The sequence below is a fragment of the Actinoplanes sp. NPDC048988 genome (assembly GCF_043197815.1).
Taxonomy (GTDB): domain Bacteria; phylum Actinomycetota; class Actinomycetes; order Mycobacteriales; family Micromonosporaceae; genus Actinoplanes.
In genome coordinates, this window is the sequence record NZ_JBICTW010000009.1 from 71,751 (window position 1) to 91,438 (window position 19,688).

Sequence of the window (19,688 nt, forward strand, 5' to 3'; positions counted from 1 at the left end):
CCGATGGTGGCCCCACCATGCCGAAATGCGGAAACATCTTTGCCATGACGGCAAACGACGACGTCCTCAAGGAGGTCGGCCCCCGGCTGCGGCAGCTGCGCCGGAAGGCCGGGATCACGCTGACCGCGCTCGCCGAGACCACCGGCATCTCGGTCAGCACCCTGTCGCGCCTCGAGTCGGGTCAGCGCAAGGCCACCCTCGAACTGCTGCTGCCGCTGGCCCGCGCCTACCGGGTGCCCCTCGACGAGATGGTCGGCGCGCCGCCCACCGGCGATCCCCGGGTCTACGCGCGGCCGATCAGCGCGTTCGGCCAGACGATCGTGCCGCTCTCCCGGCAGCCCGGCGGCCCGCAGGCGTTCAAGCACCTCATCCCGGCCGGCGCCCGGCAGGATCCGGACCCCAAGACCCACGAGGGGTACGAATGGCTCTACATCCTCAGCGGCCGGCTGCGGCTGATCCTCGGCGAGCACGACCTCGTCCTGCCGCCGGGTGAGGCGGCCGAGTTCGACACCCGGGTGCCGCACTGGTTCGGCAGCGCCGACGGCCAGGCCGTCGAGTTCCTGACGATCTTCGATCGGCAGGGCGCCCGGATCCACGTTCGTGCCAAATCCCGAAACCACCCCCACGAGTGACTTTCTCCGCCCTCGTCACGGGACTAGGGTGGTTAGCCATCGTGTTCATGTGCTGCGACGGGTGGTGGACAGTTGTCTGGGGACCGTGACGTGCCGCTCGGGGAGCGTGCCGAGCGCGTCCACCAGCAGGTTCTGCACGACCTCGGCGTCGGGCAGCCACCACTGTGCCTGCTCCGGCGGCACGGCCCACCGCACCGGCCCTTCGCTCATCCGGCTCGGCGCGGCCGGCACCCACGACCCGGTCCCGTGGCGGACGACGTCCAGCCGATGCTCCAGTTCGGCCCGCAGAGGCACCCCGGCCCGCACGAGGAACATCCACCGCCCGGCCGCCGTCACCGCGACCGGGCCGCGAGCGTCCGCCCGCTCCACTCCCAGCACCCCGGTGTGCAGCCGCGCCGTGCCCAGCACCCGCAGTCCGAGCGCCGCCGGCACTTCCAGCACGTCGAACAGCCGCCCGGTCGCCAGCAGCACGCTGTGCGGCCGATGCCGCCACCACGCCCGCACCTGGGCCGGGTCGGCGCTCGCGCTGTCCTCCCACGACTCCAGCGCGGGATGGCCGGCCATGATCGGGCATCCGGGGCGTCCACAGGTGAACCGGTGCCCGACGAGGCGGGCGCCGGGGGTGACCGCCCAGCCGTGCTCGGCGTACCGCAGAGCGGCCCGCCGCAGGCGTCCCCGATCGACGAGATCGAGCAACGCCGGTGGTACGAACGGCCGACTGACGGTCCACTGCATGGCTCGATAACCCCCGATCTGGGTGGGCCGGCGCCATATCAGCTCCGTCTGCCGTATCCAAGCGCGACACGCATCGTTGTTTCCGGCAGATCCACCCTTTGCAAGTTGCAACGAAAACTACGAGCATCGGTGAGCAGGCGATCACACACGCTGTGCGACATGAGCACACGTGGGGGGTCCACACTGCAGATGACACAAGGGCTCGCCGGCGGGGGTCGCCGGGTGAGCCGGGGGAGGCACCGTGGACGAGCTGCCGATCGGCCGCCGCGTCGCCTATTGGCGCGGCCGGCGCAAGATGTCCCAACAGGTCTTCGCTGACCGGTTGGGCAAGTCCAAGAGCTGGGTCGACAAGGTGGAACGAGGCGTCCGCCGGCTCGACAAGTTCTCCGTCGTCTACGAGATCGCCGACGTTCTGCAGGTGGACGTCCAGCTGCTGCTGGGCAAGGACGTGGAACGGCGCCCGGAGACCCAGAACTGCATCGACCAGGTCGAAGTGGAGGAGATCCGCGCCGCCCTGGAGCGTTACGACCAGATGAGCGCGTTCTTCCAGGCGGTGCCCCACTCGCCGCCCCTGGTCGAGATGCGCAAGGCGGTCAGCCACGCCTGGCTCACCTATCAGCACGCGAAGTACGGCGTCCTGGCCAGGATGCTGCCCAAGCTGCTGCGCGACGCCCAGGCGGCGGACAGCGCCTACGCCACCGGCACGGAGGCCAAGGACGCGGCCCACCTGCTCGGGCAGGTCTACCAGATCGCCTCGTCGGCGCTGCGCAAGGTGGGGGAGCACGAGCTCTCCTGGCTGGCGGCCGACCGGTCGATCGCGGTGTCCCAGCGGGCCGGCGACCAGCTCCTGGCCGGGCTGGCGTCGTACCGGGTGGGCAGCGCGCTGCTGGCGCTCGGCCGGGTCCGTCCCGCGCTCGAGGTCAACGTCAACATCGCGAACCGCCTGGCGCCGAGCTTCGACCGTCCGCAAGGGCAGGGCGAGAGGCTTTCGGTGTACGGGATGTTGCTGCTCAACGGCGCGATGGCGGCCGCGCGGATCGGCGACAGCGCGACCGTGCGCGACCTGCTCTGCGGCGCCGAGCAGGCGTCGCTCGAGCTGGGCGGCGACTTCAACCACTACTGGACGAGCTTCGGGCCGACCAACGTGCAGCTGCACCGCTGCGCCACGGCGGTCGAGCTGGGCGACGGCCGTACCGCGGTCGAGGCCCATGAAAAGCTGGACATCGTCGGCTTCAACGCCATGTTGCCGGAGCGCCGCGCGCACCACTTCCTGGACATCGCGCGCGGCTACACCCAGATCGGCAACATCGACAAGGCCAGCGAGATGCTCCTGGAGGGCGACCGGCTCGCCCCGTCGGAGATCCGCTGCCGTCCGCTCGCCCACGAGGTCCTTTCCGACGTGCTCCGCCGGACGCGGGGCACGCCACCGGCTCCGATCGCGGAGCTGGCCGAGCAGATGGGAGTCGGCGTATGAGGGCGGTCCGCAGGTGACGATCGGCAACCCCGCACCCGGCGTGCTGTACGTCCTGGTCTGTGGTTCTCCCATGGCGCGCGACGTCGGCATCTTGGTCACCCTGGCCCAGCAGGAAGGCTGGGAGGTCTGCGTGATCACCACGCCCGACGGCCGCAAGTTCGTCGACGTGGAAGCGCTCCAGGCACAGACCGGCCACCCCGTGCGCACCTACTACAAGAGTCCCGGCGACCCGGACGTGCTGCCTGAGGCGGACGCGATGATCGTCGCGCCCGCCACGGTCAACACCGTCAACAAGTGGGCCGTCGGCATCACCGACACGCTCGTTCTCGGCCTGCTCGTCGAGGGCTACGGCTATGGCGTGCCGACGGCCGTCGTTCCGTACACCAATAAGGTCATGGCCCTTCATCCCGCCCTGCACGAGAGCCTGGCGAAACTCCGTGACTGGGGCGTGCACGTGCTGTACGGCGAGGACGTGTGCCGGCTCGGCGGACCCGGCCAGACCGATCGTTACCGTGGGCAGTTCCCGTGGCGGCGGGCGCTCCAGGCGGTCAGCAATCCGGTGACGATGAGCAGCAGCCGGGCCGAGCCCGGCGCGGTGGGCTGAGCTACCGGCTCCCTCGGCCCCTCCGGCCCGATAGAGTTGTCGGCCGTGACCGACACTGCCGCCATACCCACCGTCCGGGACGTCATCGACGCGCTCGACCGGCGTTATCCCCGCGAGTGGGCGGAGTCCTGGGACCGGGTCGGCATGGTGCTGGGCGACTTCGCCCACCCGGTCCGGCGGGTCCTCTGCGTCGTCGACTGCGTGCCCGAGACGGTGGAAGAGGCGATCTCGGTGGGAGCCGATCTGATCGTCGCCCACCATCCGCTGCTGCTCAAGCCGGTGTCGACGCTCGCGCCGGACACGTACAAGGGCCGCATCATCCACCGGCTGATCCGGTCGGACGTGGCCCTCTACGTCGCGCACACGAACGCCGACGTGGCCAATCCGGGTGTTTCGGACGCGCTGGCTTCACTTCTCGGTTTGCGGGATCTCAGACCGTTGGTTCCTGGCGATGACGGCCGCGGCCTGGGCCGGATCGGCGTGCTGGACCCACCGATGGATTTGTCGGAACTAACGGGATTTGTCGCGTCACGGCTTCCGGCGACGGCGGCGGGCGTGCGGTCGGCCGGAGATCCTTCATTGGTCGTACGGACCCTGGCCGTCTGCGGTGGCGCGGGTGACACCTTCCTGGCCGACGCCGCACGGGCCGGCGTGGACGCGTACCTTTGCGCTGATCTTCGTCACCACCCGGCGAGCGAACACGTCGCCGGGGAAGGCCCGGCGCTGATCGACGTCGCCCACTGGGCGACGGAACGTCCCTGGCTCGACGACGTCGCGGCGTGGCTGCGCGGCGAGTTCGGCTTCGACGTCGTCGTGTCCGACCTGGACACCGACCCCTGGACCCTTTTCCGAAAGAAGGAGCCCCTGCCGTGAAGGCCTCCCCGGATGCCCAGCGCCGCCTGCTCGACCTGCAGGCCGTCGACACCGCCCTGGCCCAGCTCGCCCACCGGCGCAAGACGCTGCCCGAGCTCGCCGAGATCGACGCGGTGTCGCGGGAGCTCTCCGCGCTGGAGGACGAGCGGGTCCGCGCCCAGGTCGCCGTGGACGACCTCGAGCGCGACATCAGCCGCTTCGAGAAAGACATCGAGCAGGTACGCATCCGCAAGGACCGCGACCAGAAGAGGCTCGACGCCGGGGGCGCCCTCAAGGAGATCGAGGGCCTTCAGCACGAACTGGCCACCCTCAACCGGCGCCAGTCCGAGCTCGAGGACGCCGAGCTCGAGCTGATGGAGCAGAAGGAGTCGGCCGAGTCCGCGCTGACGGCGGTCCGCGAACGTCTCGACGCCGCCCTGGCCCGCCGCTCCGAGGCCGAGGCCCGCCGCGACGAGACGCTGGCCGACATCACCAAGGAGCAGGAGTTCAAGCAGTCGTCGCGGGCCCCGCTCGCCGCCGACCTGCCGGCCGACCTGGTCACCCTCTACGACAAGATCCGCCTCGACTCGGGTCTCGGCGCGGCCCTGTTCCAGTCGGGCCGCTGCGGCGGCTGCCGCATCGAGCTGTACGGCGCCGACCTGGCCCGGGTCAAGGCGGCGGCGCCCGACGAGGTCGTCCGTTGCGAGGAGTGCCGCCGCATCATGGTCCGCACCAAGGAGTCCGGCCTGTGAGCCTGCGCGTCGCGATCGAGGCCGACGGCGGCTCCCGGGGCAACCCCGGCCCGGCCGGGTACGGCTCGGTGGTCCGCGCCCACCCGACGGGCGAGGTGCTGGTCGAGCGGTACGGCGCGCTGGGCGTGACCACGAACAACGTGGCCGAGTACACGGGCCTGATCGAGGGGCTGAAGGCGGCCCGCGAGCTGAACGCCACCGAGGTCGACGTCCGGATGGACTCGAAACTGGTGGTCGAGCAGATGTCCGGCCGCTGGCAGATCAAGAACGCGGGCCTGCGCCCCCTGGCCGCCGCCGCGGCGGCCCTGGTCACCGAGTTCGACCGGGTGACCTTCGAGTGGATCCCGCGCGAGCGCAACAAGGCGGCCGACGCCCTGGCCAACCGGGCCATGGACGAGGCCGCCGGCAAGCCGGTCCGCGAGGTCCTGGCCGAGGATCTGGTCGCCCCCACCGCGCCCGTCGTCGAGCCGGACATTTCCGATTCTTCTCCCTTTTCCGGCGCGCCGGGTCCTCGCTCGTGGGCGCCGCCGTCGCTGGACAACGCGACCCGGCTCATCCTGGTCCGCCACGGCGAGACGGCCCTGACCAAGCAGGGTCGCTACTCCGGCCGGGGCGACGTGCCCCTCTCCGACGAGGGCGAGGCCCAGGCCATGGCCGCCGGCGGCCGGGTGGCCGGCATCTCCCGCGACGTCACGGCCATCGTCAGCTCACCGCTGAGCCGCTGCGTGCGTACGGCCGAACTCATCGCGGCCGAGGTGGGCGGCGTCCCCGTGACGGTGGTCCCCGACCTGATCGAGTGCGACTTCGGCGACTGGGAGGGCCTGACCTTCGCCGAGGTCAACGAGCGCTGGCCGGCCGAGATGGCCGCGTGGCTGGAGAAGACGAGCGTGGCCCCACCCGGAGGCGAGTCCTTCCAGGCGGTGGCCAAGCGGGTACGGGGAGCCCTCCAGACCGTCCTCGACTCGTACCCCGGCGGCGTGGTCGTCCTGGTCTCCCACGTCACCCCGATCAAACTGATCCTGCGCGACGCCCTGGCCGCCTCGGACGCCTTCCTCCACCGCCTGTTCCTCGACGCCGCCGGCGTCTCCACCATGGACATCTGGCCCGACGGCAACATCGCGGTCCGCTCGGTCAACGAGACGGCCCACCTCCGCTGACGCCTCCCGGCGTGACGTGGCGGCGTCGCCCGGGACTGGCGCTCATGGTGCGTACGCTGCACCGATGAGCGCCTGGCCGATCGACAAGTTGACCGCGCTGCGGCTCGGAAGGCGGCCTGCCGCGGACGTACCGGGGTCGGGGCCGGGGCGGCGGGCATTCGTCACCGTCATCCCCCTGGCCGCTGAGGCGGACCTGGTCGCCCGGCGGGAGGGGTGGACGCGGGCTGACCGTGAGCGGCGATTTCGGGTGGCGCACTGGGACTACGCGGCCGACATGCTCGAGGGCTGGGACTACGACGTCGGCGCCCACCGCGAAGTGGAAGGCGAAGCCGCGCTCTCGGCGCTGATCGATCGGTGGGGACTCAAGGCCGGCGTTTTTCGCTACGCGTGGGACACGGCTGATCCACGGTAGTTGTTCAGGAAGGGTTTCGTCCGGAACCGGGGCTAGCGTGCGGGCATGGCGGAATTTGAGGGGGACCTGCGCGGCTCCCGGTTCGAGCGGGCCGATCTGGCCGGCAGTCGCTTTCGGGACGTGAACTTCCATGACGTCGTGATGCGAGGTGTGTATCTCGGCCGGGTCGACATCGACGGGGAGATCGAGAGTCTGCGGATCAACGGGGTGGACGTTGTTCCGTACGTACAGGCCGAAATGGATCGTCGTGACCCCGAGCGGGTCAAGATGCGGCCGACGGAGCCGGCCGGATTTCGGGAGGCCTGGGATCTTGTCGAGGCGCGGTGGGCTGAGACGGTGGAGCGGGCGCGGCGGCTGCCCGAGGCGATGCTGCACGAGTCCGTGGACGGGGAATGGTCGTTCATCGAGACGTTGCGGCATCTGGCCTTCGCCGAGGAGTCGTGGGTGTCGCGGGCCATCCTGGGTGAGCCCTCGCCGTGGCATCCGCTTTCGCTGCCGTGGGACGGCATGGACGACACGCCCGGTGTTCCGCGTGATCGGGCGGCCCGGCCCGCCCTCGACGAGGCGCTCGCCCTCCGGCTCGACCGGATGGCCACCGTGCGGCGGGTCCTCGACGGCCTGACCGACGAGCTGCTGGCCGCCGACACCAAACCCGTCGACGGCCTAGGCTGGCCGCCGCCGGCGAAGACCTTTCCCGTACGGGATTGCCTGCTCACCGTGCTGAACGAGGAGTGGGAGCACCGCCGCTTCGCGGAACGCGACCTGGCTGTGCTGGAATCACGGGTATGAACGAATCTCGACCGGTTGCTCTGGTCACCGGCGTCGGCCGTACGGTCGGGATCGGCGCCGGCATCGCCCGGCAGCTCGCCTCCTCGGGGTGGGATGTCGCCTTCACGTACTGGCACGCGTACGACGACCGCATGCCCTGGGGTCCCGAAGCCGGCGCGACGAAAGCCATCGCCGACGGGCTGGCCGGCCGCAGCGCCGCCATCGAGGCCGACCTGACCGAGGTGGCGGCGCCGGCCGCGATCTACGACGAGGCCGAGCAGCGCCTCGGACCGGTGACGGCCCTGGTCATGTGCCACTGCGAGTCGGTCAACTCCGGCCTGCTCGACACCACCGTGGAAAGCTTCGACCGTCACTTCGCGGTCAACGCCCGCGCCACCTGGCTCCTCATCCGGGAACACGCGCGGCGCTTCCAAGGTGCGCCCGGCACGGGCCGGATCATCGCCCTGACCAGTGACGCCACTGCGGGCAATCTGCCGTACGGCGCGAGCAAGGGCGCCCTCGACCGGATCACCCTGGCCGCCGCGCGGGAGCTGTCCCACCTGCGCATCACCGCGAACGTCATCAATCCGGGCCCGATCGACACCGGTTGGATGTCCGGCGACCTCCAGGAGATGGTCGTCCGCGAGACCCCGATGGGCCGCCTGGGAACTCCGCAGGACACGGCCCACCTGGTCGACTTCCTGTGCTCGCCGCGGGGTGGTTGGATCAACGGCCAGCTGCTGATGAGCAACGGCGGGTTCGCCTGAGGGTTTCCTTCATTCACGTCCAGCGGCCGGACGCCCGCCGACGACCGGCCTAGGCTGAACAACCATGACGGATTCTGAGCTGTCGGAGTTACGCGCGCGGGCCGCCGGCGGAGACCGGGACGCGGTGGACCAGCTCGTCGAACTGGCCGGCGAACGAGGTGACATGGCGGAACTGCGCCGCCTCGCCGACGCGGGCAGCCGCGACGCCACCGACGAACTCGTCCAGCTGGCCAGCGAGCGAGGCGACACCGACGAGCTACGCCGCCTGGCCGACACCGGCAACAGCGACGCGGCCGAACTGCTGGCCGAACTCACCGACGAAGACTGACTGACTCAGCCGCGGGGCGATCGTTGTGCTAGCTGACCACTTTCGCCAAGTCGACGGCATTCGGCGGGGCCTTGATCTCAGCGACTGTCGCGCCGTACTCGGTGAACGCGATGTCGGTGCCGCCGGATTTCGGCGAGGTGATCTTTATCGGGTACGGCTCGCCGGTAGTGGCGATGTAGACGGTGTCGCCCCCGACGTCGGGGCTGGTCAGGCTGATCATCGGCTGGCCGTCGAGGGCGCCGACGGGACCTTTGTTGAAGCCGTCGTAGTAGCGCAGGAGCTCCTCGACGTCGGCGACGGAGTACAGATCCTCGAAGTTCCGGTCCGCCGCGGACAACTTGATCCAGCGGCCGCTCGCACGCTGGGCGGTCAGCTCACCCTTCGTCGCGCCGAGCATCGCGATCCAGGACGCCGTGTCGAGGCGAAGGTAGCGCTGCCCACCGACCGTGATCAGCTCGACGGTCGTTTTACTGGTCTTGAGAACGCCCGTCTCGTCCGCGCCTGCGACTGTGATATCCAGGCTGACATTGCGGTAGTCGTCGACGAGGCGACCCTTGACGTGGACCGATGTCGTCTGCCGGATAGCGGCCAGCGCCTTGCCGACGATTTCGGCCGGCGGCAACGCGGCGACGCCGTTGCCGGCAGCGTCAGAGGCCGACGCGGACGATGTAACGGCCTCGTCGTCGTTCGCGGCCGCGCATCCGGCGAGCAGCACAATGGACAGTGCCGCGGCCCCCAAGGACCTGATTTTCATGGCGCCGCTTCCCCCGCTGGATCGGTTGGCGACGATCAAGCTACATGGACGGCGTCGCGCTGGAGTACCCGGCGCCTTAGGACTGCCACCGCGGCCGGGCAAGAGCCGAAGGTCGTCTCGGCTTACCGCCCTATAGTGCTCGGCGAGGCAAGATACGTGCCATGAGTGTCAGGCCTGAGTACGACCTTGAGGCGTACATCAAGCGGTCCACCGAAGGGCCGTGCTTCGTGTGTGCGTTTCTTGGTGGCCATCCCGACTACCGGCATCACCTGGTCTATGAGGATGAGGAGACTGTTGCCTTTCTGACCCGGTATCCGACTCTGCTCGGTTACACCGTCGTATGCCCTCGGCGGCACCTTGAGAGCTGGGTGACCGACATGGAGGTGGACGAGTTTCTGCGCTTTCAAGGGACTGTGCACCGGGTCGCTCGGGCATTGGAGGCGACCTTGCCGACCGAGCGGATGTACTCGATGAGCCTGGGTAGCCGGCAGGGGAACGCTCATCTGCATTGGCATCTGGCGCCGCTGCCGCCCGGGGTTCCGTATCGGGAGCAGCAGTTTCACGCGGTCATGTCGGAGAACGGGACGCTTGCTGTGACCGATGGAAGTCAGGCGGCGCTGGCTCGGGAGATTCGGGGTCGGATCGACGTTGGATACTGACACGCATGACGCAAGGGGACGGGGATGGTGGTGCAGTTGGAGGCGGAGTGGGCGCGTTTCCGGCACCGGCTCGTTTTCGTGCAGGCTGTGAAGGAGATCGAGCTGTCCGAGACGCAGGGGTGGGTGGGTCTTCGGCGTACGGCGCAGGAAGCGCGCGAGATTTCCGCGGGCCAGCAGTGAATTTTCGGCGCAACATCGTCGAGAACTGGGGGGCCGAGGGCGAGCAGTGGCTCGCCGACCTCCCGAAGCTGATCGATGACATGGCCGGCGAATGGGGCCTGGAAATCGATGAGCCGCAGGCCATGACCTTCCATTGGGTCGCCACGGTGAAGGGTGGCGGCGTCCTCAAGCTCGGCGTCCCGGATGGGCATCTCGGCGCCGAGGCCGAGGCCCTGCGGATCTTCGATGGGCGCGGCGCTGTGCGGCTTCGGGCCGAGGACGCGGCTCGCGGTGCGTTGCTGATCGAGCAAGCCTTTCCCGGTACGCCGGTGGCCGAGCTCGACGACGACGCGGCCGCCACCGCGGTTCTTGTCGACGCCGCGGAGCTGCTTCACCGCGTACCCCCCATCAATTGCTCTCTGCCTCATCTGCGCACCCTGCGTGGGGCTTTCGAGCGCTATGACCGGGACGGGCCGATTCCACGGCGGATGGTGGAGCGGGCGGCGGAGCTGTTCGACGACCTCTGTGCGGACGCGCCGCGCGAGACCGTGCTGCACGGGGACCTGCACCACGGCAATGTGCTGCGGGCCGAGCGGGCGCCGTGGCTGGCGATCGACCCGTCGCCGCTGATCGGGGACCCGGGCTTCGACTGCGGGGCGATGCTCTACAACCCCGATCCGGAGCGGCACGACCCGGCGCTGCTCGCGCTGGTGCCGGCCCGGATCGAGCAGCTGTCCCGGCTTGAGCCGGTGGACCGCGTCGTGGCCTGGGGATTTGTCATGGGCGTGCTGTCCGAGTTGTGGACGGTCGAGGCGTCCGGCCAGGCGCGGAGCCGGGCGATCGAGGTGGCCGCCCTACTGGAGCCGCGGCTGCGCTGACCGCACTCGCAGAACCTGTGCGCCCAGCGTCATGACGATCATCAGCGCCACGATGACGCCGAACGAGACGGTCAGCGACGACACGTGGGCGATGCCGCCGATGATGCCGGGGGCGATGAGACCGCTGCCGTACGCGATGCCGGCCACCCCGGCGATGCCTTTGCCCGGGCTGCTTTCGGTACGGGCGGCGGCCGCGAACACCAGCGGCACGACCACCGCGATGCCGATGCCGAGCAGGCCGAACCCGGCGATCACCAGCGCGACCGGCTCGGCCAGAACGATCGTCAGGGCGCCGGCCGTGGCGCACACCCCGGAGAAGCGGACGGTGGTCACCGGGCCGAACCGCCGGACGACCCGGTCGCCGCCGAAGCGGGCCACGGCCATGCAGACCGAGAAGATCGAGACGGTGGCCGCGGCGGTGGCGGCGGGATGGTGCAGCAGGTCGCGGACGTACACGGCGGCCCAGTCGAGGCTGGCCCCCTCGGCGAAGACCGCGCACAGGCCGATCAGGCCGATCGTCAACACCCGGCCGGTGGGCAACGCGAACGCCGGCGGTTCCTCCAGGCCGGCCGCGGGCCGGTGCGGGATGAGCCACCGCGACGCGGTCAGCACGACCGCGAACAGGGCGGCCACGGTGAGCAGGAAGTGCGTGGGCGCGGACAGGCCGGCCCGGGTCGCGAGCACGGCCACCGCCGAGCCGGCCAGCCCGCCGAGGCTCCACCAGCCGTGGAAGCCGGACATCACCGACCGGCCGTAGCGTTCCTCCACGAGCACGGCGTGCGCGTTCATGGCGACGTCGGCCACGCCGGCCGCCGCCCCGTAGACGATCAGGCCGAGGCCGAGCGCCCACAACGAGGTCGGCAGCGCCGGGAGCAGAAGAGCGGCACACCAGCAGAGCATCAGGACGCGTACGAGGGAACGCAGGTCGAACCGATGCACGAGCCGCCCCGACAGCGGCATCGCGATCAGCGCACCGAGCCCGGGCATGAGCAGAGCCAGCCCGAGCCCACCCGGCCCCACCCCGACGTGGTCGGCCACCCACGGCACTCGCGCCGCGAACGTGCCGGTGACGGCCCCGTGCGCCGCGAAGATCGCCGACGTCGCGACCCGCGCCTTCCGCTCGATCATGAACCGACCCTAACGACGGCGGGGAAGGCTGCGTTTACGCCCCGAGAGGAATTGATGACTGTCACAGCGGAACGGCTCGCCAGGATGCTCGTTTCTGGATTGAATAAAGATCTGGGGAACGCAAAACGGTAGATAGGAGTCGCTGGTGCCGCTCAGGAGCCGTAAGCAGTGGTGGGGTGTGACGCTGGACGCGCCGGACGGGATGGAGTTGGGGCGCTTCTATTCGCGGCTGCTCGGCTGGAATTTCTATCCGGCGGACAACGGGCTGGGCGGGGCGGTGGCGCCCTCCGAGAACGCGGGTTACAACCTCGGATTCCAGACCGAGAAGCACTACGTACGGCCGGTGTGGCCGGCCGAGGCGGGTAAGCCGCAGATGTCGATGCACCTGGAGATCGAGGTCGACAATCTGGAGGAGGCCGTCGCGCACGCCATTTCGGTCGGCGCCGAACAGGCCTCCTATCAACCGCAGGAGACGGTACGGGTGATGCTCGATCCGGCCGGGCATCCGTTCTGCCTGTACACGGACGACTAGTTCACGAAACGGAAGGGGCGCGCGCCGGGAACCGGTGCGTGCCCCTTCCGATTCGGCGAAACAATCGCCGACGAATGGAACCGGTACTTCTCGTGCCACTCACCATCTCAAGTGGACGAGGGTGTCTCCACGGCCGTGAGGTCGCGGTCGACGCGCGGGTCGCCCTCGTCGGCGAAGTAGTCGTCCTGCCGCGTGCCGTCGACGCCGGCCGGCGTCTTGGCCGCCCGCAGGATAAGCGTGACGATGACCGCGATCAGCAGGTTGACCAGCACGGTCACGAAGCCGACGTAGATGGTGCGTTTGGTGTCGAAGCCGAACTCGGACAGCGGGAACGCCGACCCGCCGAAGTGGGCGCGCTTCGTGGCCGGGTTCGGGATCTGCCACAGCATCCACATCGACAGGCCCATGCCGGCCACCCAGCCCGCGATCAGCGCGCCCCGGTGCAGCCACCGGGTGAACAGGCCCAGGGCGACCGCGGGAGCCGTCTGCAGGATGATCACGCCGCCGATCAGCTGCAGGTCGATGGAGAACTGCGGGTCGAGGAAGACGATGCAGGCGACCGCGCCGATTTTGACGACCAGCGAGGTGATCTTGGAGACGCGGGCTTCGTCGGCGTGTGAGGCGTTTTTGCGCAGGTATTCCTTGTAGATGTTGCGGGTGAACAGGTTGGCCGCGGCGATCGACATGATGGCGGCCGGGACGAGAGCGCCGATGCCGATCGCGGCGAAGGCGACGCCGGCGAACCAGGCCGGGAACTGCATGTCGAACAGCAGCGGTACGACGGTGTTGCTGTCGACGGTGCCCTGGGTGGCGCCGGGCAGCGGCTTCACGTTGGACGCGATGGCCGCGTACCCCAGAAGCGCGAGCAGGCCGAGCAGGAAGCTGTAGGCCGGCAGAGCCGACATGTTCCGCTTGATCACGGTGCGGTTCTTGCTGGCCAGCACCCCGGTGATGCTGTGCGGATAGAGAAACAGGGCCAGCGCCGAGCCGAGCGCGAGCGTCACGTACTGGATCTGGTTGTTGGCGTTCAGGGTGATGCCGTCGTTGGCGTTCGGGCTGGCCGTGAACTTGGCCTCGGCGGCGTCGAAGATGCTGCCCCAGCCGCCCAGCTTGGTCGGCAGGTAGATGACCGCCACCAGGATCACGATGTAGATCAGCGCGTCTTTGACGAAGGCGATCAGCGCGGGGGCGCGAAGACCCGATTGATAGGTGTACGCGGCCAGGATCGCGAACGCGATGATGATCGGCGCATGCCGGGCGAGCAGGCTGTCGCCGGTCACGCCCATCGTCTTGAGCACCGCTTCGATGCCGACGAGTTGCAGGGCGATGTACGGCATGGTGGCCACGATGCCGGTGATGGCCACGACGAGGGCCAGCGTGGGCGAGTCGAACCGGCTGCGTACGAAGTCGGCCGGGGTCACGAAGCCGTGTCGGTGCGACACCGACCAGAGCCTGATCAGGATCAGGAAGAACATCGGATAGATGATGATGGTGTACGGGACGGCGAAGAACCCGGCCGCGCCGGCGCCGAAGATCAGCGCGGGTACGGCGACGAAGGTGTACGCCGTGTAGAGGTCACCGCCGACCAGGAACCAGGTGATCCAGCCGCCGAAGTTGCGCCCGCCCAGGCCCCACTCGTCCAGGTGTGCCATGTCTTTGGGGGCGCGCCAGCGGGCGGCCACGAAACCCATGCCGCTGACCAGCAGGAACAGCAGCGTGAAGACGACGATCTCGGTGATGTGGTCCCTCATGGCCGGCGTCCCCGCTTCGTCATCTGGTAGACGATCGTCGTGGTGCCGACGCCGAGCAGGATGAACAGGAACTGGATCCAGTAGAAGGCCGGGAAGCCGAACAGCCGCGGTTCGTCACGGTTGTAGATGAACGTCAGGACCGGCACGACGATCGGGATGAGCAGCAGCCAGTTCCAGGGGCTGCGGTCCGTACGGCGTCTTGCGTCGGGCTCTCTGGTCTCAGGCTCCGCCATGGCCCGTACCTCCTCGTCAGCGCTGGTGCTGTACGTCACGCTAACGAGGAGGGGTCAAATCGGGCGATCATCGTGCGCCGAGCGGTCCACGAAATGCGCCGAACGGCGTACGTTTACTACTTCAGTCCGGCGGCGACGGCCTTGGTGAGGGACGCCTTGTCGTCGTCGCCGTCGAGCGACCACATCATGGCGCCGCCCAGGCCCTTGGCCCTGATGTAGACGGCCTTCTGGATCATCTGGGCCGGGTCGTCGTAGGTCCAGAACGTGGTGCCGTCGAACAGCCAGGCGTGCCCGCCGCGCCAGTCGCGGTAGAGCTTGAAGCCGGGCAGGTTCTTCACCGTCTTGTAGTCCTCGCTGCCGGCGGCGAAGATGCCCGGGGCGGGGCCGGTGGCCTGGGCGAACAGGCCGTTCCCGGGTTGGGTGATGCCGGTCCAGCCCTGGCTGTAGTACGGCAGTCCCAGGACGAGTTCCTTCCTGGGTGCTCCGGCCTTGATCCACGCGTTGATCGCGACATCCACGGAGAAGTCCGGGTTGTCAGGAGCGTTGCGCGGGACGAAAAGGGCGGACTGCTGGTTGGCGCGAGTCTCCCAGGAGCCGTGGAAGTCGTACCCCTGGACCGTACCGAAATCCAGGTATTTGAAGATCTTGTCACCCTCGAAGCCGGCCGCGATCTTGGCCGGCGCCGCCGGCAGGAAGGCGGTCAGGTCGTACCGGTGCTTCGTGGTCCGGCTGAGCCGGTCGAGCTGGGCCCGGAACTCGGCCGTGAGCAGCGTGAAGTTCCGCTTGTCCTCGGGCCGGACGACATTGCCGGCATTGCCCTCGGACCCGGGCCACTCCCAGTCCAGATCGACACCGTCGAAGATCCCGGCGGCGGTGCCCGCCGGCAGCCCCGGCAGGTTGCCCTTGATCCACAGATCGAGGCAGGAGCTGACGAGCTTCTTCCGCGACGCATCGGTCAGAACGGCGTCCGAGAAGTGCGCCGACCCGGTCCACCCGCCGAGCGAGATCAGCACCCGCAGCTTGGGGTTCTTCTTCTTGAGCTCGGCCAGCTGGTTGAGGTTGCCGGCGATCGGCTGCCCCGCCACATCGCCTACACCGTCCACACTGTGCGCGTCGTCGAAGCTGGTCTGCCAGTCGGCCCACGGGTCGGCGCTCGCACAGACCCCATCGGCCGTCACCGGCCCGAACGCGTAGTTGAGGTGCGTGAGCTTCCCGGCCGCGCCGGAGTTCTGCACCTTGCTGAGTGGGAAATCGCGGCCATAGATACCCCACTGCGTGAAGTACCCGACCTTGACGTATGACTTACCGGTCGCTTGAGCAGGTGTAGCCGCAACCGTCGCCCCCACCGCGGCCACGGCGGCCACAGCGACAAGACGGCGTTTCAAACCGCGCATGAGTCCTCCAGGAAAGAAAGTTTCCTAATCGAGGAAGTTAGAGGTCTCACTGCGCGGAAGCAATGGTTTCATCACCCTGGTCGCGCCGGCGCCGGGGCGATGGGTCCCGATCGCCCGGTTTGCCGGCGCCGACCAGGAGCGCACGGCCAGGGGCACCGTCACCAGATTTGCCACCGACGGCTTCAGAAGCCCCGAACTGTTCGTCTCGGAGCTTCGGGCCGCTTCCGCGCCGTACGGCGATAAGGGCGACGGACGAGTCGGCCTGTACGCCGGATTCTGTCCCAGCGGAAGCTGGGGGCGGCCATCCATCTCGGCCTGCCGTTGCCGGCAGGCTCTTGCGGCCTACCCGCAGGCTCGGGCGAGCAGCCCTCGAACGCCTGCGCCGGTCGGGGCCCTGCGGCTCCGGCCTTGCTTGGCCTTGCTCCGGGTGGGGTTTACCTAGCCACCCCGGTCGCCCGGGGTGCTGGTGAGCTCTTACCTCACCGTTTCACCCTTACCGGCCTGGTGGGGCCGGCGGTCTGTTCTCTGTGGCACTGTCCCGCGGGTCGCCCCGGGTTGCCGTTAACAACCACCCTGCTCTGCGGAGTCCGGACGTTCCTCGGCGGCACCCGAAGGCACCGACGCGACCGCCCAGCCGACTCGTCCGTCGCACCTTCATCCTACGGGCGGCCACCGCAGGGCGGGCTGCGCGGGGGCGGAGCTTCGATTCGCGGGGCGGGCTGCGCGGGGGCGGAGCTTCGATTCGCGGGGCGGGCTGCGCGGGGGCGGAGCTTCGATTCGCGGGCAGGTTTCGCGGAGGCGGCGGTTCGCTTCGTGGAGCGGTGCGTCGCTTGGCGGGGCGGGGCTCGTGGCGGGATGGGGTTCCTGCGCGGGCCGGTGTGGCGGGGACGGAGGAGGGGCGGGCCCGGCGGCGGGAGGCTTCGCGAGGGCGGCTTGGTGAGCGGGGTGGTGGGTGTGGTGGATCAGGTGAGGGCCCGGTACAGCAGGAGCAGGCCTATTGCTGTGCCGAAGGTGACGATCAGGGCTCGGAGGACCCGGGCCGGGAGGCGGCGGGCCAGTCGGGCGCCCAGGTAGCCGCCGATGACGGTGGCGGGGGCCAAGGCCAGGACGGCGGCCCAGTTGACGGGGGCGAAGAAGGCGAAGACCAGCAAGGTGATCAGGCCGACGACCGCCGAGAGGACGTTCTTGAGGGCGTTGATGCGGTTCAGGGACTCGTCGAGGATCAGGGCCAGGGCCGCCACATACATCACGCCCAGGGCCGCACCGAAGTAGCCGCCGTAGACGGCGCCGATGAAAACCACGGCCTGCAAGGTGAGGGCGGCGCGGCGTGGGGAGAGGTGGCGGGGGTGGCCGACCAGGCCGCGCAGGCGCTGCTGGAAGGCGAGCGTGGCGGCGGCCGCCAGGACCAGGAAAGGCACGATCAGTTCGAACGCTCGGGCGGGGGTCAGCAGGAGCAGCGCGCAGCCGGCCGCCGAGCCGAGGACGGCGGCGGGCACCACGGCGCGCAGGCGGCGGGACTGGCCGGCCAGGTCGGCGCGGCTTCCGGCGACGCTCGACACGTAGCCGGGGAAGACCGAGATGGAGTTGGTGACGTTCGCGGCGACCGAGGGCAGGCCGGTGGCGATCAGCGTCGGGAACGTGATGAGCGAGCCGCCGCCGGCTATGGCGTTCACCGCGCCGGCGGCCAGGCCGGCGGCGACCAGCAGCAAAATGTGCGCGACATCCATGATGGGAGAAATCTACTCAGAAGCTGACTCCGCCGCGCTCGTCCCAGGTGAGGGCGGGCACCGGCACGCGCAGCGGCGGGCAGCGCAGGAACTGGCGGTAGCCGGTCGCCCGTACCTCGAAAGCGAAGTTGTGCCCCTCGATGTGCCAGACCGGGGCGGGATGCTGGTCGGGGGAGGGCAGCCGGTGGATGTCGGCGATGTCGAGGGGCTCGGCGAGCGGGCCGAAGCCGCCGGCGAGGCCCCACGGTTCGTCGAAGACGAGGGTCGCGGGTGCCACGAGGAAGCCCTCGGCGGGGCCGCCGCCCGTCACGTAGTCGAGGTCGAGAAGCAGCCTGACCTGTGGCTCCCCGGTCAGGCTGAACGCGTGGACCCGGCTGTCGTGCCAGCCCATCCGGGGGTAGTCCGCCTCGGTCCAGGTGGTCTGGTCGAGCTGCGCCGTAACAGTCATCGGCCCAGTATCGGGCCAGCGTCGAGGAAATCCCCAAAACGGAAATGTCGGATTTGTGCGCGAAAGCGGGCGTGACAGGGTGCGGCGCGGCGGCGCGGGGTGTGGGGCGTGGCGCGGGGTGTGGGGCGTGGCGCGGGGTGTGGAGGTGCGCGGCGTGGCGGGGCGCGGTGTGGCGTGACGGGGTGTGGGGCGCGGCGCGGGGTGTGGAGGTGCGCGGCGTGGCGGGGCGCGGTGTGGCGTGACGGGGTGTGGGGCGCGGCGCGGCGGGGCGGGGTGTGGAGGTGCGTGGCGTGGCGGGGCACGGCGTGACGGGGCGGGGCGCGGCGGTGCGGGGCGCGGCGCGGCGCGGCGCGGAGTGTGGATGGGTGAGGCGTGGCGAGGCGGGGTGTGGAGGGTGAGGTGAGGCGGGGCGAGGCGGAGGCCGGGGCGCTACGAGGGGGTGCGGCGAGGTGGCTGCCAGGGCGTTACGAGGTGGGATGGAGCGTAGGTGAGGGCCGGGGCGTTACGGGGTGGGTGAGCCGGATGAGGCGCGACCGGATGAGGTGGGGCGGAATGAGGCAGGGCGCGGCGGGGTGAGGTGGGCGCGATGAGGTGAGTTGAGGCGGGGGAAGGTGGCCGGCGGGCTAAGCCAGGTCGGCCGGGTTTGTGTTGGCGCCGCAGATGAGGACTACGACGCGCTCGTTGGGGGCGGGTATGTAGGCGCCTGAGGTCAGGGCCGCGTAAGCCGCCGCGGTGCCGTGTTCGACGGCCAGGCGGTAGTCGTCCCACAAGGCTCGGCGGGCGTCGATGATGGCCTGGTTGCCGACCAGCACCGACGGGATGTCGAAGGTTCGGGCCAGGTCGAAGGCGATCTGGCCGGCCCGGCGGGCGCCCAGCGAGTCGGCTGCCACGCCTGAGACCGGGACGTCGACCGGGGTGCCGGCGGCCAGGGCGGCGTGCAGGGCCGAGGAGGTCTCCGGCTCCACCGCCACGACCTTGACCGTGGGGGACAGGGCCGCGATCATGCCGGCGATCAGGCCGCCGCCGCCGACGGCGACCAGGACCGTGTCGAAGCCGGACGGGATCTGGTCCAGGAGCTCCAGGGCGATCGTGCCGTTCCCGGCGACCATGTGAGGGTCGTCGTAGGCGTGGCAGAACAGGGCGCCCGTGGACGCCGCGTGTTCGACCGCCGCCGTGTACGCCTCCGCGTATTCGCTGCCGATCTGGGTGACCTGGGCGCCCAGTTTGCCGAGCTTCGCGACCTTCACCGGCGGGGCCGTGACCGGTACGAAGACCGTGGCCGCGATGCCGAGCTCGCGAGCCGCGTACGCCGCCGCCAGGCCCGCGTTGCCGCCGGACGCGGCCACGATGCCGGCCGGGGGCAGCGGGCCCGCGGCGAGGACCTGGTTGATCATGCCACGGGTTTTGAACGATCCGGCGTACTGCGTCTGCTCCAGCTTGAACCACAGCGAAGGGCCCACCTGGAGCACCGGTGTACTGCGCACCCGGGAGCCGATCCGGGTGGCCGCCGCCCGTACATCCTGAATGTCGATCACTGTTGAACC

At 69.8% G+C, this 19,688-nt stretch carries 23 protein-coding genes and 1 other RNA gene; 14 read left to right on the plus strand and 10 right to left on the minus strand.

All coding sequences use genetic code 11. The features are described 5' to 3' along the window. The first annotated feature begins 44 nt into the window (after positions 1-44). Positions 45-632 (plus strand): XRE family transcriptional regulator, encoded by a 588-nt coding sequence (locus tag ACGFJ7_RS26540; RefSeq protein ID WP_360252318.1) that lies wholly within the window; start codon positions 45-47, stop codon positions 630-632. Positions 633-677: 45 nt separating this feature from the next. On the opposite strand, the gene ACGFJ7_RS26545 is transcribed toward ACGFJ7_RS26540, so the two are convergent. Next, positions 678-1,367, minus strand: coding sequence for a bifunctional DNA primase/polymerase (locus ACGFJ7_RS26545; protein WP_392644335.1), 690 nt, complete (start codon positions 1,365-1,367; stop codon positions 678-680). 241 nt (positions 1,368-1,608) lie between these two features. Here ACGFJ7_RS26545 and ACGFJ7_RS26550 point away from each other — a divergent pair, with 241 nt between their 5' ends. The 9 genes from ACGFJ7_RS26550 (at position 1,609) to ACGFJ7_RS26590 (ending at position 8,481) form a co-directional block, all read left to right on the plus strand. Beyond that, complete coding sequence (locus tag ACGFJ7_RS26550; protein WP_360252321.1) at positions 1,609-2,841, plus strand: helix-turn-helix domain-containing protein; 1,233 nt, start codon at positions 1,609-1,611, stop codon at positions 2,839-2,841. Positions 2,842-2,854: 13 nt separating this feature from the next. Further along, a complete protein-coding gene (locus tag ACGFJ7_RS26555; protein ID WP_360252324.1) occupies positions 2,855-3,445 on the plus strand; it encodes a flavoprotein in 591 nt (196 codons plus the stop codon). A gap of 45 nt (positions 3,446-3,490) precedes the next feature. Beyond that, complete coding sequence (locus ACGFJ7_RS26560; protein ID WP_360252327.1) at positions 3,491-4,318, plus strand: Nif3-like dinuclear metal center hexameric protein; 828 nt, start codon at positions 3,491-3,493, stop codon at positions 4,316-4,318. Beyond that, positions 4,315-5,049, plus strand: coding sequence for a zinc ribbon domain-containing protein (locus ACGFJ7_RS26565; protein WP_392644338.1), 735 nt, complete (start codon positions 4,315-4,317; stop codon positions 5,047-5,049). The genes ACGFJ7_RS26560 and ACGFJ7_RS26565 overlap by 4 nt, the downstream gene beginning before the upstream one ends. Beyond that, a complete protein-coding gene (locus ACGFJ7_RS26570) occupies positions 5,046-6,206 on the plus strand; it encodes a bifunctional RNase H/acid phosphatase (protein WP_360252332.1) in 1,161 nt (386 codons plus the stop codon). Before ACGFJ7_RS26565 ends, ACGFJ7_RS26570 begins: the two co-directional genes overlap by 4 nt. 64 nt (positions 6,207-6,270) lie before the next feature. Further along, positions 6,271-6,618 (plus strand): hypothetical protein, encoded by a 348-nt coding sequence (locus tag ACGFJ7_RS26575; protein ID WP_392644340.1) that lies wholly within the window; start codon positions 6,271-6,273, stop codon positions 6,616-6,618. Positions 6,619-6,663: 45 nt separating this feature from the next. Further along, positions 6,664-7,407 (plus strand): DinB family protein, encoded by a 744-nt coding sequence (locus ACGFJ7_RS26580; RefSeq protein WP_360252338.1) that lies wholly within the window; start codon positions 6,664-6,666, stop codon positions 7,405-7,407. Next, complete coding sequence (locus ACGFJ7_RS26585) at positions 7,404-8,153, plus strand: SDR family oxidoreductase (protein ID WP_360252341.1); 750 nt, start codon at positions 7,404-7,406, stop codon at positions 8,151-8,153. Before ACGFJ7_RS26580 ends, ACGFJ7_RS26585 begins: the two co-directional genes overlap by 4 nt. A 64-nt stretch (positions 8,154-8,217) precedes the next feature. Then, complete coding sequence (locus tag ACGFJ7_RS26590; RefSeq protein ID WP_360252344.1) at positions 8,218-8,481, plus strand: hypothetical protein; 264 nt, start codon at positions 8,218-8,220, stop codon at positions 8,479-8,481. 28 nt (positions 8,482-8,509) lie between these two features. On the opposite strand, the gene ACGFJ7_RS26595 is transcribed toward ACGFJ7_RS26590, so the two are convergent. Beyond that, entirely contained in the window at positions 8,510-9,274 is a 765-nt protein-coding gene (locus tag ACGFJ7_RS26595; RefSeq protein WP_392644343.1) for a hypothetical protein, read from the minus strand. A 122-nt stretch (positions 9,275-9,396) separates the two neighbouring features. On the opposite strand from ACGFJ7_RS26595, the gene ACGFJ7_RS26600 reads away from it, so the two are divergent. Genes ACGFJ7_RS26600 through ACGFJ7_RS26610 form a run of 3 tightly spaced genes read left to right on the plus strand, consistent with a single transcriptional unit; the run spans position 9,397 to position 10,931 of the window. Then, entirely contained in the window at positions 9,397-9,894 is a 498-nt protein-coding gene (locus tag ACGFJ7_RS26600) for an HIT family protein (RefSeq protein ID WP_392644345.1), read from the plus strand. 24 nt (positions 9,895-9,918) lie between these two features. Then, positions 9,919-10,074 carry a hypothetical protein gene (locus ACGFJ7_RS26605; RefSeq protein ID WP_392644347.1) on the plus strand — a complete coding sequence of 52 codons (156 nt, stop codon included), beginning with the start codon at positions 9,919-9,921 and terminating at the stop codon, positions 10,072-10,074. Next, positions 10,071-10,931 (plus strand): aminoglycoside phosphotransferase family protein, encoded by an 861-nt coding sequence (locus tag ACGFJ7_RS26610; protein WP_392644349.1) that lies wholly within the window; start codon positions 10,071-10,073, stop codon positions 10,929-10,931. Before ACGFJ7_RS26605 ends, ACGFJ7_RS26610 begins: the two co-directional genes overlap by 4 nt. Here ACGFJ7_RS26610 and ACGFJ7_RS26615 read toward each other — a convergent pair. Then, entirely contained in the window at positions 10,908-12,059 is a 1,152-nt protein-coding gene (locus ACGFJ7_RS26615; protein WP_360252355.1) for an MFS transporter, read from the minus strand. The two genes, ACGFJ7_RS26610 and ACGFJ7_RS26615, sit on opposite strands and share 24 nt — an antisense overlap. A 145-nt stretch (positions 12,060-12,204) precedes the next feature. Between ACGFJ7_RS26615 and ACGFJ7_RS26620 the strand changes: the two genes are divergently transcribed. Further along, positions 12,205-12,591: a VOC family protein gene (locus ACGFJ7_RS26620; RefSeq protein WP_360252358.1), complete on the plus strand. Its 387-nt coding sequence runs from the start codon at positions 12,205-12,207 to the stop codon at positions 12,589-12,591. A gap of 107 nt (positions 12,592-12,698) precedes the next feature. Here the strand turns inward: ACGFJ7_RS26620 and mctP are convergent, their stop codons facing one another. The 7 genes from mctP to ACGFJ7_RS26655 form a co-directional block, all read right to left on the minus strand. Further along, positions 12,699-14,342 (minus strand): monocarboxylate uptake permease MctP, encoded by a 1,644-nt coding sequence (gene mctP / locus ACGFJ7_RS26625; protein ID WP_392644351.1) that lies wholly within the window; start codon positions 14,340-14,342, stop codon positions 12,699-12,701. Then, positions 14,339-14,575, minus strand: a complete 237-nt coding sequence (locus tag ACGFJ7_RS26630; protein ID WP_392644555.1) for a DUF3311 domain-containing protein — start codon at positions 14,573-14,575, stop codon at positions 14,339-14,341. The genes mctP and ACGFJ7_RS26630 overlap by 4 nt, the downstream gene beginning before the upstream one ends. A gap of 116 nt (positions 14,576-14,691) precedes the next feature. Next, complete coding sequence (locus tag ACGFJ7_RS26635) at positions 14,692-15,969, minus strand: glycoside hydrolase family 18 protein (RefSeq protein WP_360252367.1); 1,278 nt, start codon at positions 15,967-15,969, stop codon at positions 14,692-14,694. 249 nt (positions 15,970-16,218) lie between these two features. Beyond that, positions 16,219-16,611: RNase P RNA component class A (rnpB, locus tag ACGFJ7_RS26640), an RNA gene on the minus strand. Positions 16,612-16,931: 320 nt separating this feature from the next. Continuing rightward, the gene (locus ACGFJ7_RS26645) at positions 16,932-17,696 is read right to left on the minus strand and encodes a sulfite exporter TauE/SafE family protein (protein ID WP_360252369.1); all 765 of its coding nucleotides are present in this window, start codon (positions 17,694-17,696) and stop codon (positions 16,932-16,934) included. A 16-nt stretch (positions 17,697-17,712) separates the two neighbouring features. Then, positions 17,713-18,144, minus strand: coding sequence for a hypothetical protein (locus ACGFJ7_RS26650; protein ID WP_392644354.1), 432 nt, complete (start codon positions 18,142-18,144; stop codon positions 17,713-17,715). A 623-nt stretch (positions 18,145-18,767) separates the two neighbouring features. Continuing rightward, on the minus strand, positions 18,768-19,679 hold the full coding sequence (locus ACGFJ7_RS26655; protein ID WP_392644356.1) for a threonine/serine dehydratase: 912 nt from the start codon (positions 19,677-19,679) through the stop codon (positions 18,768-18,770). Positions 19,680-19,688: the final 9 nt, after the last annotated feature.

Coding starts and splice junctions, on each gene's coding strand:
- ACGFJ7_RS26590 (WP_360252344.1), top strand. CDS start 8,218: ATGACGGATTCTGAGCTGTCGGAGTTACGCGCGCGGGCCGCCGGCGGA.
- ACGFJ7_RS26645 (WP_360252369.1), bottom strand. CDS start 17,696: ATGGATGTCGCGCACATTTTGCTGCTGGTCGCCGCCGGCCTGGCCGCC.
- ACGFJ7_RS26585 (WP_360252341.1), top strand. CDS start 7,404: ATGAACGAATCTCGACCGGTTGCTCTGGTCACCGGCGTCGGCCGTACG.
- ACGFJ7_RS26630 (WP_392644555.1), bottom strand. CDS start 14,575: ATGGCGGAGCCTGAGACCAGAGAGCCCGACGCAAGACGCCGTACGGAC.
- ACGFJ7_RS26615 (WP_360252355.1), bottom strand. CDS start 12,059: ATGATCGAGCGGAAGGCGCGGGTCGCGACGTCGGCGATCTTCGCGGCG.
- ACGFJ7_RS26575 (WP_392644340.1), top strand. CDS start 6,271: ATGAGCGCCTGGCCGATCGACAAGTTGACCGCGCTGCGGCTCGGAAGG.
- mctP (WP_392644351.1), bottom strand. CDS start 14,342: ATGAGGGACCACATCACCGAGATCGTCGTCTTCACGCTGCTGTTCCTG.
- ACGFJ7_RS26540 (WP_360252318.1), top strand. CDS start 45: ATGACGGCAAACGACGACGTCCTCAAGGAGGTCGGCCCCCGGCTGCGG.
- ACGFJ7_RS26600 (WP_392644345.1), top strand. CDS start 9,397: ATGAGTGTCAGGCCTGAGTACGACCTTGAGGCGTACATCAAGCGGTCC.
- ACGFJ7_RS26580 (WP_360252338.1), top strand. CDS start 6,664: ATGGCGGAATTTGAGGGGGACCTGCGCGGCTCCCGGTTCGAGCGGGCC.
- ACGFJ7_RS26650 (WP_392644354.1), bottom strand. CDS start 18,144: ATGACTGTTACGGCGCAGCTCGACCAGACCACCTGGACCGAGGCGGAC.
- ACGFJ7_RS26635 (WP_360252367.1), bottom strand. CDS start 15,969: ATGCGCGGTTTGAAACGCCGTCTTGTCGCTGTGGCCGCCGTGGCCGCG.
- ACGFJ7_RS26545 (WP_392644335.1), bottom strand. CDS start 1,367: ATGCAGTGGACCGTCAGTCGGCCGTTCGTACCACCGGCGTTGCTCGAT.
- ACGFJ7_RS26605 (WP_392644347.1), top strand. CDS start 9,919: ATGGTGGTGCAGTTGGAGGCGGAGTGGGCGCGTTTCCGGCACCGGCTC.